The following is a 13114-nucleotide window of genomic DNA, read 5'->3' as shown; positions in this document are numbered from 1 at the left end:
CGTCAGGAAGATAATGTTCGGATAAGGTTAGAGAAATCTTCTTTGATGTCGTGGCTCTCTTCACGCAGCTGCTCGATTTTTCGGCAGGCGTGCAGCACGGTGGTATGGTCCCGGCCACCAAACGCATCGCCAATTTCTGGCAGACTATGGTTGGTCAGCTCTTTTGCCATCGCCATCGCCATTTGACGCGGCCGCGCCACAGAGCGCGACCGGCGTTTCGACAGCAAATCCGCCACTTTGATTTTGTAATATTCCGCTACGGTTTTCTGAATGTTGTCGATAGTAACCAGCTTCTCCTGCAGCGCCAGCAAATCGCGCAGCGCTTCACGCACGAAATCGATGGTAATGGCGCGTCCGGTAAAGTTTGCATTCGCGATCACGCGGTTCAGCGCCCCTTCAAGCTCACGCACGTTGGAACGCAGACGTTTGGCAATGAAGAAAGCGACTTCACCCGGCAGGCGGATATCGTTCTCATCTGCTTTTTTCATCAGAATGGCCACGCGCGTTTCCAGTTCAGGCGGCTCAATGGCTACGGTCAGACCCCAGCCAAAGCGTGACTTGAGACGATCTTCCACGCCGTTAATCTCTTTAGGATAACGGTCAGAGGTGAGAATGATCTGCTGATTGCCTTCCAGCAGCGCGTTGAAGGTGTGAAAAAACTCCTCCTGCGAGCGCTCTTTATTGGCAAAGAACTGAATATCATCGATCAGCAGCGCGTCCACGGAACGGTAGTAGCGTTTGAACTCTTCAATCGCATTGTTCTGCAGCGCTTTTACCATGTCCTGCACAAACCGCTCTGAGTGCATGTAGACCACTTTGGCGTTGGGTTTACGGGCAATAATGCCATTACCGACCGCATGCAGCAGGTGCGTTTTACCCAGACCCGTGCCGCCATAAAGGAACAGCGGGTTATAGGCACCACCAGGATTATCTGCCACCTGGCGTGCCGCCGCGCGCGCCAGCTGGTTTGATTTACCCTCAACAAAGTTGTCGAAGTTATGGCGGTTGTTCACGTTCGAGCGATAGGTCACGTCCGCAGGTGCCGGCACTGAATCCCAGCTCGGACGCAGCAGCTGTGCCGGTGCCGGACGGGTTTCCACCGGTGCCGGCGCGCTGACGGTGCTGGTCATAACCGGCTGTGCAGCAGCAACCTGCGCCACAGGACGCGTACCCACTTCAAATCGCAGCAACGGCACATTTGCGCCGCAGAATTCGTTCAGCAGCCCATTAATACTGTTGAGGTATTTATCCCGAACCCAGTCGAGTACAAACCGATTTGGTGCATATAAGGCCAGCGTATTGTCGTTTAATTCAGCCTGCAGTGGACGGATCCACATGCTGAATTCGGTGGCAGGTAATTCATCCTGCAAACGGGCAAGACACTGTTGCCAAAGCGTAAGTGACACGGCGGACTCCACTCGTACAAAATCGATAAGAATTTCAGGCGCTAATAATAGAAACTGTCTTTTTTGACACAGGCGGTCAGAAAGCGCCTGCGACCGCTGTCTGCGGTAGTCATCCCCGGCGATCGCAGTGAGGATCGTCAGCGGAAGGGCGGATCATAGCGCAAAGCGCACCAGAGATCTTCCCTTTCTACACAGTTTTGATCCAATTTATCCACAGGGTGTAAAACCTTTGAACAGTTTATCCGTTCTGGCAAAAAAGCAAGCGAAGATCGCGCAGCAGACGCGAATTTTTCAGCCGCCGTCGCGTTTTTTTTCCTGTGGATAGCGTGTGCGATCGCAAGAAGATCCTGGACGATCCTTGCGCTTTCCTTTACAGGCCGTATAATTCCCCACCCGGCATTGGCACGTGGTGCATTAATGCCCGGAATCGCGGTGTTTCCGGGTATTCAGGTCCCGCGACCAGCGAAGTAAATTGACTCCGGACTGTACAATTATTACAATCCCGCCTCTTTATTAAAGACACATTGAGGCGTCGGTCGCTTTACTGCCCCGAAAACGCGTCACCCAGTGAAATTTTTCAAGTTTAGGTAGAAATCGCCATGAAACGCACTTTTCAACCGTCCGTACTGAAGCGCAACCGTTCACACGGCTTCCGTGCTCGTATGGCAACCAAAAATGGTCGTCAGGTTCTGGCACGTCGTCGTGCTAAAGGCCGTTCTCGTCTGACCGTTTCTAAGTAATAAAAGCTAACCCTCGTGGTTCAGCTCGCATTTCCCAGGGAGTTACGTTTGTTAACTCCCGCTCATTTCACTTTCGTCTTCCAGCAACCTCTTCGGGCTGGCACGCCGCAAATCACCATCCTCGGCCGCCGCAATTCGCTGGGGCATCCCCGCATCGGTCTTACCGTCGCTAAAAAGCATGTAAAGCGCGCGCATGAACGTAACCGGATCAAGCGATTGACCCGGGAAAGTTTTCGTCTGCGTCAGCATGAACTGCCTGCGATGGATTTTGTTATTGTTGCGAAAAAGGGGATTGCTGACCTCGATAACCGGGCACTGATGGAAGCGTTGGAGAAACTATGGCGTCGTCACTGTCGCCTGGCTCGCGGCTCCTGATCGCACTGATACGCGTTTATCAACGCGCTATCAGCCCTCTGCTGGGACCTCATTGTCGGTTCCATCCCACCTGTTCGCAGTACGGGATTGAGGCCCTGCGCCGTTTCGGCGTGATAAAAGGCAGTTGGTTGACGATTAAACGCGTATTAAAATGCCACCCGCTAAACCCGGGTGGCGACGATCCTGTGCCGCCAAAAACCTTTGATACCAGAGAACATTAACGATGGATTCGCAACGCAATCTCTTTCTCATCGCTTTTCTGTTCGTGTCTTTTATGATCTGGCAAGCCTGGCAGACGGACCACGCTCCGCAGCCACAGCAGACCCAGACCACGCAGAACACAAGCAGCGCAGCGGGTGATGCCGCCACTTCCGGCGTGCCGGCCAGCGGTCAGGGCAAAACGATCACCGTTAAAACTGACGTCCTGTCACTCAATATCAACACGCGCGGTGGTGATATTGAACAGGCTCAGCTGCTGACCTACCCGGATAAACTCGGCTCCGACGCGCCATTCCAGCTGCTGGAAACCACGCCGGCATTTGTTTATCAGGCGCAGAGCGGCCTGACCGGTCGTAACGGCCCGGACAACCCGAACAATGGCGCGCGTCCGCTCTATACTGCCGCACAGGATAGCTTCGACATGGCCGATGGCCAGACTGAGCTGCGTGTGCCGCTGAGCTGGACTGGCGAAAACGGTGTGGTTTATACCAAAACCTTCATCTTCAAGCGTGGCGAGTTCGCGGTTAACGTTGACTACAACATCAATAACACCTCACAGCAGCCGCTGGAAGTGGCGATGTTTGGCCAGCTGAAGCAGACCATCGACCTGCCTAAGCATCGCGACACGGGCAGCAACAACTTTGCGCTGCACACCTTCCGCGGTGCAGCCTACTCCACCAGCGATGCGAAATATGAAAAATATAAGTTCGACACCATCGCTGATAACGAGAATCTGAGCACCACCACCAGCAACGGCTGGGTTGCGATGCTGCAGCAATATTTCGCCACGGCGTGGGTGCCGCGTACGCAGGGCAATAATACCCTGTATACCAGCAACCTCGGCAACGGCGTAGCGGCGATCGGCTATAAGTCAGCGCCGGTTACCGTTGGTGCAGGTGCACAGCAGACGCTGGGCGCAACGCTGTGGGTCGGCCCGGAAATTCAGGATAAGATGGCTGCGATTGCGCCGCACCTTGACCTGACCGTGGATTACGGCTGGCTGTGGTTTATCTCTCAGCCACTGTTCAAGCTGCTGAAGTTCCTGCACAGCTTTATCGGTAACTGGGGCTTCTCCATCATCGTCATCACCTTCATCGTGCGCGGCATCATGTACCCGCTGACCAAAGCGCAGTACACCTCGATGGCTAAGATGCGCATGCTGCAGCCGAAGATTCAGGCGATGCGTGAGCGTCTGGGCGATGACAAGCAGAAGCAGAGCCAGGAAATGATGGCGCTCTACAAAGCGGAGAAAGTGAATCCGCTGGGTGGCTGTCTGCCGCTGGTGATTCAGATGCCTATCTTCCTGGCGCTCTACTATATGCTCTCTGGCTCGGTAGAACTGCGTCACGCACCGTTTGTACTGTGGATCCATGACCTCTCTGCACAGGACCCGTACTACATTCTGCCGGTGCTGATGGGTATCACCATGTTCTTCATTCAGAAGATGTCACCGACCACCGTGACCGATCCGATGCAGCAGAAGATCATGACCTACATGCCGGTGATCTTTACCGTCTTCTTCCTGTGGTTCCCGGCAGGTCTGGTGCTGTACTACATCGTCAGCAACCTGGTCACCATTCTCCAGCAGCAGCTGATTTACCGCGGCCTGGAAAAACGGGGCCTGCACAGCCGCGATAAGAAGAAAGCGTAACCTTCAGCCCGGCTGAGCAACAGGTATAATCAAGGGGCGACATTTATGTCGCCCTGTTTTTTTTCTATTTTTCAGCCCGGCACAGTGCGGGCAAGAGGACGATCATGAGCCACAGCGATACTATCGTTGCGCAGGCAACCCCACCGGGCCGCGGCGGCGTCGGTATACTGCGTATCTCAGGCACCCGGGCAGCAGACGTTGCGCAGGCGCTGCTGGGTAAGCTGCCAAAGCCGCGCTATGCCGATTATCTGCCCTTTACCGATGCAGATGGCAGCGTGCTGGATCAGGGCATTGCGCTGTGGTTTCCGGGTCCGAACTCCTTTACCGGTGAAGATGTGCTGGAGCTGCAGGGGCATGGCGGACCGGTTATCCTGGACCTGCTGCTGAAACGTATTGTCGCCCTGCCCGGCCTGCGTATTGCGCAGCCAGGTGAGTTTTCGGAGCGCGCGTTTCTGAATGACAAGCTCGATCTGGCGCAGGCTGAGGCGATTGCCGATCTGATTGATGCCAGCTCGGAACAGGCGGCGCGCTCGGCAGTGAACTCGCTGCAGGGCGTGTTTTCACAGCGCGTAAATGCGCTGGTGGAGGCGCTGACCCACCTGCGCATCTATGTTGAGGCCGCTATCGATTTCCCGGATGAGGAGATCGACTTTCTTTCCGACGGTAAGATTGAAGCGCAGCTTAATGCGGTGATCGGCGACCTGAATGGCGTACGCGCTGAAGCGCGTCAGGGCAGCCTGCTGCGTGAGGGCATGAAGGTGGTGATTGCCGGACGCCCGAATGCAGGTAAGTCGAGCCTGCTGAATGCGCTGGCGGGACGCGAAGCGGCTATCGTTACCGACATTGCCGGCACCACGCGCGATGTCCTGCGCGAACATATCCATATTGATGGAATGCCGCTGCATATCATTGATACCGCCGGACTGCGCGAAGCCAGTGATGAAGTCGAGCGCATCGGCATCGAGCGCGCCTGGCAGGAGATTGAACAGGCCGATCGGGTGCTGTTTATGGTCGATGGCACCACAACGGACGCTACCGAAGCGGCGGCTATCTGGCCCGACTTTGTGGCACGCTTACCGGCGGCGCTGCCCATTACCGTGGTGCGTAACAAAGCGGATATGACCGGTGAGATCCTGGGGCTGAATGAGATGAACGGCCATGCGCTAATCCGCCTTTCAGCCCGGACCGGCGACGGTGTGGAAACGCTGCGCGATCATCTGAAACAGAGCATGGGCTTTGCCGGCAATATAGAAGGCGGATTCCTTGCGCGCCGTCGCCATCTGCAGGCGCTGGAGAGTGCCGCCACGCATCTGCAGCAGGGGAAAGCGCAGCTGCTGGGCGCGTGGGCGGGTGAGCTGCTCGCGGAAGAGCTGCGGCTGGCACAGCAGGCGCTCAGCGAAATTACTGGCGAGTTTACCTCTGACGATCTGCTGGGCCGTATCTTCTCCAGCTTCTGTATCGGGAAATAATACGGCGAGAAATAGCTGAAAATAGAATAAACAATTGAATATAATCATATTATTTTGAATGTTCGTGCCTGATTCTGATACCTAACGGTATCTGCATCAGGCGTCTCTCTGGATATGAGACTGGTAACCCCCTCCCCTCAATCTTTTAAATTTCCATAAGGTCTGCTTTTTGAATATTTCCAGAAGCGATTCCTGACCAGGGTGTCCATAATCTGGCTACTGTTTATAACAGTCAGCAACTAATTACCCACCATAACATGCATGAATTTTCTTACACGCTATAGCGTGTAAGCTTTGATTTACCTGCTTAAGCGTGTAAATTAAAATCATCCGATTAACAGGATGCCACGATATGAAGATTATTAATGTCAGCCAGCTCAGCGCTCACCTGCGAGATGTTCGTCTGTCAAAAAAACTGTCTCAGGGAAAAGTGGCCAGCAAGGTAGGGATTCGCCAGGACACCGTATCCAGCTTTGAACTCCAGCCAGGCACCAGCAGGCTGGAAACTTTTTTCAGGATATTGTCAGCACTGGAGCTGGAGCTGGAGGTGAAACCCAAAGGCAGCGATACCCAAAGCTCTGAAGGCTGGAAAGAGGAGTGGTAATGGCTGAACTGGATGTCTACATGAATGGCTATAAGGTGGGTGTTTTTAGCCGTGCCGGGACCGGTGCTCATGCATTTCAATATGCTGAGGCCTGGCTTAATCAGACCGGCAGCCGTCCTGTATCACTTTCCATGCCCTTGCGGCGACAGCCTTATCAGGGCAATGAGGTTTATAACTTCTTCGATAATCTATTGCCAGATAACCCGGAGATCAGAGGCCGAATCCTGGCCCGCTATAACGCAGACTCAACCCAGCCCTTCGACCTTTTGGCACGAATCGGTGCCGATACTGTTGGCGCGCTACAACTGCTACCTAAAGATGCCGCGCCGGGCGACATTTGCACCATCGACTACAAAGCATTGTCTGACCGGGATCTGGCCAAAATCCTCACAGGCTATAAAGCTGGCGCGCCCCTGGGCATGATTGAAGAAATTGACGACTTTCGCATATCGCTGGCAGGCGCACAGGAGAAAACTGCCTTGCTGTTCAGCAATGATTGCTGGTGCCAGCCCAGAGGAACCTCGCCTACAACCCATATTCTCAAATTGCCTATCGGCAAGATAGAGAGCCACTCATACAGTCTCGACTTGTCAGACAGCGTCGAAAACGAATTTCTCTGCACGCAACTGGCAAAAGAGTTCGGTTTACCGGTCCCTGATTGCTTTATATTGCATATCAATGATATCAAAGCATTGGCTGTGAAACGGTTTGACCGCCGGTATGCCTCGGATGGTAGCTGGATAATGCGGCTGCCCCAGGAAGATTTTTGTCAGGTGTTAAATGTTCCTTCAGCACGGAAATATGAAAATCAGGGCGGCCCTGGCATAGGCGATATAATGCAAACTCTGCTGGGTTCAGCCAACGCAGAGCAGGATCGTTATCACTTTATGAAGGCGCAAGTATTATTCTGGCTGCTGGCGGCCACCGATGGCCATGCAAAAAACTTCTCGGTCTTTATTGAACCGGAAGGGCGTTTTCGCCTGACTCCTTTTTACGACATCTTGTCTGTCTATCCAGTATTTGGCGGCCGGGGCCTCAATCGAAAAGACGCCAGGCTCGCTATGGGCCTGACAAGCAGCAAGGGGAAAAAATACGCCATTGAGCAGATATTCCCGCGCCATTTTTTCCAAACGGCGAAAGCTGTGGGGTTTGAGCGTTCTGTTATGGAAGAGATCCTGACAGAACTGGCTAACTCTGTTGATGTTGTTATTGAGCGTGTGACCCGGCAATTGCCGGCTGGCTTTCCCGATGCCAACAGCAGCGCCATTCTGGAAGGCCTGAAAGCCCGTTCAGCCAGACTGATAGCGGGCTGGGAATAAATTTCCGATAAGCCGGGATGCCTGTAGCTCAGCTGAACCCCTGATGCACGGGAAATAAGCGCGTACTGCTCTTTGCCAGTCGATCATACATCTTTGTTATTTGGCTCCCTTTCTCCTTTACAGTATAACGATAGAGGCTGCGTTAAGCGCAGCCTCTATTATTCATGCTAAAAATCGGGCCTGCATCGCAGCCTGAACAGGAGAAAAACATGAGTACACCGCTCGACAGCGCGGCGCTTGATGCGCTGTTTACTGACGCCCGCACCCACAGCCACTGGCAGGATAAGCCGGTTTCACAGGCGCTGCTGCAGGAGCTTTATACCCTGACGGCTCTGGGCCCGACCTCCGCTAACTGTTCACCAGGCCGCTTTGTATTTGTGACCTCAGCGGAAGGCAAAGCCAGGCTGAAACCTGCCCTCTCCTCAGGCAACGTGGATAAAACCATGTCGGCGCCGGTAACGGTGATTGTCGCGTGGGATCCGGAGTTTTTTGAGCAGCTGCCAAAACTGTTTCCGTTTGGTGACGCGCGCAACTGGTTTACCAGCAGCCCGGAGCTGACAAAAGAGACCGCGTTTCGTAACAGCAGCCTGCAGGCAGGCTACCTTATCCTCGCCGCACGTTCGCTCGGTCTGGATGCCGGTCCGATGTCCGGCTTTGATCCCGCCAAAGTAAATGCCGCTTTCTTCAGCGAAAGCAAATGGCAGGTGAACATGCTGATCAATCTTGGCTACGGCGAGGCAGATAAACTGCATCCGCGCCTGACGCGACTCGGTTTTGATGAAGCCACCACCTTTGCCTGAAAGCTGGCAGCCCGTTTGCGCTCTGCCGGTCAGTCCGGCAGAGTCTCTTTCCCGCCTCGTCCCGCGCTGATTTTCAGTCTTATCTGAATTTATCGCTCTGCCGGGAAAGCCGGATGCAAACATCTAAGAAAATTCTTACAATGCCGCTGATGATTATTCGCCCATTTTCACGGAGCGACAGATGGCTGGTCATTTTGTGCGCTGGACAGGCACCACACCCCTGCCGGTAACGGTTTCACGCATCACTCCGGATGTGCTGGATAGCGCTGCCCGTCTGCCCGACCGGCGGCGCGCGCGTTTTCTTGCTGCCCGCGAGCTGCTGGCGCAGCTGATGCTGCGTATCTACGGAATCGATCGGCTGCCACCGCTGAGCGTCAGCAGCAGCGGACGCCCCTGCTTTGCCGATCCGAACCTGCCTGATTTCAGCATCTCCTATACAGGCAATATTACCGGCGTACTGCTAGCGGAAGAAGGCGGGCGTGCCGGACTGGATATGGAGATTGTCCGCGCGCACAGCCGGCAGACGCAGGAAGCGCTGATGCAGGAACTCTCTTCCGGTGAAAAGGCGTGGATCAATGCACAGCAGGATTTTATGGAAGCGGCCACGCAAATCTGGACGCTACGTCAGAGCGTGCTTAAGCTGACCGGTGAAGCAGATCGGGGCCTCTCTTCGCTGCGTCTGCATCCGGCATCAGGCCGGTTGCGCTCCACGCTATTTCCCGATATTCAGGCGGTCTGTGATGCCGAGCCGACGCTGGTCTGGTCATGCGCCCTTTCACCCGGAACCGGGCATCTGCGACTGTGGGAGATTGACGCGCAGCAGCAGTGGATTGCGCTGCGGGATATTGAAATGAATAAGCCGAACATGGATTCACATACGCTGCGCCTGACCAGTCTGCCCGGCGAACGCCTGGCCGGGCAGCAGGAGATGCGGCAGCACTGAATCGGGTGGCCGCACAGGCCACCTGAAGCGTCAGTGCGCGTCAATAAACGCGATTTTCAGTGCAAACAGCAGCGCAACTATCACCACGCAGGGGCTAATTTCACGCCAGCGTCCGGTGCCCAGCTTCATCACGCAGTAGGCGATAAAGCCCAGCGCGATCCCTTCCGTAATCGAGAAACTAAACGGCATCATCGCCGCGGTGACAAAGGCCGGTACCGCTTCGGTGAGATCGTCCCAGCGTACGCGCGACAGCGATGCCGTCATCAGTACACCGACATAGATCAGCGCGCCCGCCGCCGCATAGCCCGGCACCATCGCCGCCAGCGGCGACAGAAATATTGCCAGCAGGAACAGCAGCCCGGTGATGACCGCCATCAGCCCGGTACGGCCGCCAATGGCAACGCCAGACGAACTCTCAATATAGGCTGTCACCGATGACGTACCCGCCAGCGCACCCGTGACGGAGCTGATGCTGTCCACATACAGCGCCTGCTTCATACGGGGAAAGGTGCCCTTTTCATCGGTCAGACCCGCTTTATCCGTTACGCCAATCAGCGTACCGGAGGAGTCAAACAGATTGACCAGCATAAAGGAGAAGATCACGCCTGCCATACCGATATTGAATGCGCCTTTGATATCCACCGCACCCGCCACCGCAGAGATTGACGGCGGCGGCGCAAAGAAACCGGTGAACCTGACATCTCCCAGCGCAAGCCCGATGCTGGTCGTGATCACAATCGAGACCAGCACCGCCGCGTGAATATTACGCGATGCCAGAATAGCGATAATGAAGAAGCCCAGCGCGCCCAGCAGCACACTGTGCGACGTTAAATCGCCGACGGCCACCAGCGTCTCCGCGTTTGGCACAATAATGCCGGCATTTTTCAGCCCCATCATCGCGATGAACAGGCCGATACCGGCGGTGATCCCGGTGCGCAGGCAGAGCGGAATATTGGCTATCATCCAGTAGCGCACGCGCAGCAACGTCAGGATCAGCAGCCCCAGCGCACCCCAGAAAATGGCGCCCATGCCTATCTGCCAGGAGTAGCCCATTGCACCCACCACCACAAATGCGAAAAAGGCGTTCAGGCCCATCGCGGGTGCCAGCGCAACCGGCAGGTTCGCTATCAGCCCCATCAGGATGCTGCCAAAGGCGGCAATCAGACAGGTAGTGACAAACACCGCCTGGGTATCCATACCGGCAGCGCCGAGGATCTGCGGGTTAACAAAGACGATATAAACCATCGTCAGAAAAGTGGTGAACCCGGCAATCACTTCGGTGCGTACCGTAGTCCCGTGTTCCTGCAGTTTAAACGTGCGCTGCAGCAGGCCCTGAGTCTTCATTTCGCTGTTCCGCTGAAAAATTTATCGCCGCGTATCCTATAGGCTTTATTGCGGTAAAACACGGAATTTTCGCAACCGGTTGCCTGCTGCTGCCTGTGGCAATCCAGGCTAGAGTAAAAGCTGAAGAGTTATCAGAAGGATAGTGGGCGATGACAGTGGAGTGTGTGTTCTTTGATTGTGACGGCACGCTGGTCGACAGCGAAATGCTCTGCACGCAGGGCTATGTGAATACGTTTGCGCGCTACGGCATCACGCTGTCGCTGCAGCAGATGTTTGAGCGGTACAAAGGCGTGAAGCTTTACGACATTATTCGCGACATCAGCGAAGAGTATCATCAGGCGCTGCCGGTAGCAGAGGTGGAGCACGCCTATCGTATTGAAGTCGCGCGCCTGTTTGAGCAGGAGCTGCAGCCGATCGGCGGTGCACCGGAGCTGGTGGCGCGGATCCGCGTTCCGGTATGCGTGGTTTCTAACGGACCGGTAAAGAAAATGCAGCATTCGCTGGGTCTTACCGGCATGCTGCCGTGGTTTACCGAGCGCCTGTACAGCGGCTATGACATTCAGGCATGGAAACCCGATCCGCAGCTGATGTTCCACGCCGCAGAGCAGATGCAAGTGCCGATTGAACGCTGCATTCTGGTGGATGATTCCGAAGCGGGCGTTCGCGCCGGCATTGCTGCAGGTATTCCGGTGTTTTACTACTGCGCCGATGCGCATAATCCCGCAATTGATCATCCGCTGGTGACGCGGTTTGATGATATGGCGCAGCTGCCTGCGCTGTGGCAGGCGCGCGGCTGGGCGCTGTTATCAACCAACGAGGTTCTGTAGGGGGCGCCCCTGATATGCGGCGGCATTGCCTGATGAACCGGGGGCAGCGCCTGATACCAGGGCGGCATGAATGCCGCCCCTGCAATGCCCCAGAAGAAGTTCGGCAGGGGGCGCATTTATGCGCCCCTGGTGTACGGCGGGCTATCAGCCTATCGCGCCCAGCGAATCCTCATTGCTTTGCTTCTTAGGCAGCAGAAACAGCGTGGCGAAAATATCCAGCAGATAAATCAGCGCCAGCAGCGTAATAGCGGCGGTGAAGGAAATTTGCGTAGCCAGCGCGCCAATCACCAGCGGACCAAAACCGCCGACGCCGCGCCCGAGGTTAAACAGCACATTTTGCGCGGTAGCACGCGCCTGCGGCGGGAACGTATCGGAGATCAGCGCGCCATAGCCGCCAATCATGCCGTTAACAAACATGCCCATGATGGCGCCGGTAAACAGCATTACCGTCGGATCGCGCAGCTGCGCATAGACCACCACCATCACCACGGCACCGAACTGGTACAACAGAAAAATTTTCCAGCGTGCGAAGCGATCGGCCAGCACGCCAAACAGCCAGATACCCAGGGTCATGCCCACCACCGTCACCGCGGTCCACAGCCCCGATTTTGTCAGGCTGAAACCAAAGCTGGAGGAGAGATAGCTCGGCATCCAGATCATCAGACCGTAATAGCCAAAGTTCTGTACCGAACAGAGGATAAAAATACCCAGGCTCGCTTTACGGGTGGCGCGGTCAGCAAACAACAGCCTTATGCGGGCGGTAAATGAGAGTGCCGGTACGCTTTTTACCTGCCGTGTGAAACTCTCCGGCTCACCCATACTGCGCCGCAGCACGAATGAGAGCAGTGCCGGCAGCATACCCACCAGAAACATGCCGCGCCAGCCAATCACGCTGAGCAGCGGCGGCGTAATAAAGGCAGCCAGCAGCACACCGAGCTGCCAGCCGATGCCGACCCAGGCCGATGCCCGGTTGCGCTTCTCCTGCGGCCAGGCTTCGGCGATCAGCGCCATACCGATACCAAACTCGCCGCCCAGCCCCACCCCGGCCAGAGTCCGGTACGCCAGCAGATCCCAGTAGCCCTGCGCCACCGCGCACAGGCCGGTAAACAGTGAAAACATCAGTATCGTTACGGTCAGGATACGGATCCGGCCAAAGCGATCGCTGAGGTGGCCAAACAGAATACCGCCGATCACTGCACCGATCAGCGTCCAGGTCACCAGCGAGCCCGCCTGTGACGGGTCAAGCACCAGCGATACGCTGATGGCCGGCAGCATAAAACCGAGGATCAGCAGATCAAATCCATCCATGGCGTAGCCGCTGATTGCGGCCAGCATCGCTTTAGCCGGCGTAACGGCTGGTTTAGCAGATCGGGAAAGGGACATAAAAGAGCACCTGGCGAAAAAAAGTGCGCCAAGT

13 protein-coding genes are annotated in these 13114 nt (G+C 55.7%); 10 read left to right on the top strand and 3 right to left on the bottom strand.

What is annotated here, in order from left to right; translation table 11 throughout:
- Positions 1-2: 2 nt before the first annotated feature.
- Positions 3-1406, bottom strand: coding sequence for a chromosomal replication initiator protein DnaA (dnaA, locus tag B4M48_RS14030; protein ID WP_039381492.1), 1404 nt, complete (start codon positions 1404-1406; stop codon positions 3-5).
- A 599-nt stretch (positions 1407-2005) separates the two neighbouring features.
- On the opposite strand from dnaA, the gene rpmH reads away from it, so the two are divergent.
- The 9 genes from rpmH (at position 2006) to B4M48_RS13985 (ending at position 9526) form a co-directional block, all read left to right on the top strand.
- The gene (gene rpmH / locus B4M48_RS14025) at positions 2006-2146 is read left to right on the top strand and encodes a 50S ribosomal protein L34 (RefSeq protein WP_003849659.1); all 141 of its coding nucleotides are present in this window, start codon (positions 2006-2008) and stop codon (positions 2144-2146) included.
- 15 nt (positions 2147-2161) lie between these two features.
- Positions 2162-2521 carry a ribonuclease P protein component gene (gene rnpA / locus B4M48_RS14020; RefSeq protein WP_071668251.1) on the top strand — a complete coding sequence of 120 codons (360 nt, stop codon included), beginning with the start codon at positions 2162-2164 and terminating at the stop codon, positions 2519-2521.
- Positions 2485-2742, top strand: a complete 258-nt coding sequence (gene yidD / locus B4M48_RS14015; protein ID WP_071668252.1) for a membrane protein insertion efficiency factor YidD — start codon at positions 2485-2487, stop codon at positions 2740-2742. Before rnpA ends, yidD begins: the two co-directional genes overlap by 37 nt.
- Before the next feature lie 2 nt (positions 2743-2744).
- The gene (gene yidC / locus B4M48_RS14010) at positions 2745-4391 is read left to right on the top strand and encodes a membrane protein insertase YidC (RefSeq protein ID WP_065647883.1); all 1647 of its coding nucleotides are present in this window, start codon (positions 2745-2747) and stop codon (positions 4389-4391) included.
- Between the two features lie 104 nt (positions 4392-4495).
- Entirely contained in the window at positions 4496-5860 is a 1365-nt protein-coding gene (gene mnmE, locus B4M48_RS14005; protein WP_039381482.1) for a tRNA uridine-5-carboxymethylaminomethyl(34) synthesis GTPase MnmE, read from the top strand.
- 352 nt (positions 5861-6212) lie between these two features.
- The gene (locus B4M48_RS14000; protein WP_039381479.1) at positions 6213-6464 is read left to right on the top strand and encodes a helix-turn-helix domain-containing protein; all 252 of its coding nucleotides are present in this window, start codon (positions 6213-6215) and stop codon (positions 6462-6464) included.
- Positions 6464-7783, top strand: a complete 1320-nt coding sequence (locus B4M48_RS13995) for a type II toxin-antitoxin system HipA family toxin (RefSeq protein ID WP_286876634.1) — start codon at positions 6464-6466, stop codon at positions 7781-7783. Before B4M48_RS14000 ends, B4M48_RS13995 begins: the two co-directional genes overlap by 1 nt.
- A 209-nt stretch (positions 7784-7992) precedes the next feature.
- Positions 7993-8583, top strand: a complete 591-nt coding sequence (locus B4M48_RS13990) for a malonic semialdehyde reductase (protein ID WP_039381472.1) — start codon at positions 7993-7995, stop codon at positions 8581-8583.
- Between the two features lie 181 nt (positions 8584-8764).
- On the top strand, positions 8765-9526 hold the full coding sequence (locus tag B4M48_RS13985) for a 4'-phosphopantetheinyl transferase family protein (RefSeq protein WP_071668254.1): 762 nt from the start codon (positions 8765-8767) through the stop codon (positions 9524-9526).
- Positions 9527-9556: 30 nt separating this feature from the next.
- Here the strand turns inward: B4M48_RS13985 and B4M48_RS13980 are convergent, their stop codons facing one another.
- On the bottom strand, positions 9557-10870 hold the full coding sequence (locus tag B4M48_RS13980) for an NCS2 family permease (RefSeq protein WP_039381465.1): 1314 nt from the start codon (positions 10868-10870) through the stop codon (positions 9557-9559).
- Positions 10871-11019: 149 nt separating this feature from the next.
- Between B4M48_RS13980 and yieH the strand changes: the two genes are divergently transcribed.
- Positions 11020-11697 (top strand): 6-phosphogluconate phosphatase, encoded by a 678-nt coding sequence (yieH, locus tag B4M48_RS13975; RefSeq protein WP_071668255.1) that lies wholly within the window; start codon positions 11020-11022, stop codon positions 11695-11697.
- 144 nt (positions 11698-11841) lie between these two features.
- Here yieH and B4M48_RS13970 read toward each other — a convergent pair whose 3' ends face one another.
- Entirely contained in the window at positions 11842-13080 is a 1239-nt protein-coding gene (locus B4M48_RS13970) for an MFS transporter (protein ID WP_071668256.1), read from the bottom strand.
- Between the last annotated feature and the right edge of the window lie 34 nt (positions 13081-13114).

This window comes from Pantoea sp. UBA6567 (genome assembly GCF_002434165.1).
GTDB classification, from domain to species: Bacteria; Pseudomonadota; Gammaproteobacteria; order Enterobacterales; family Enterobacteriaceae; genus Pantoea; species Pantoea eucrina.
This window is presented reverse-complemented; position numbering and strand designations above follow the sequence as displayed.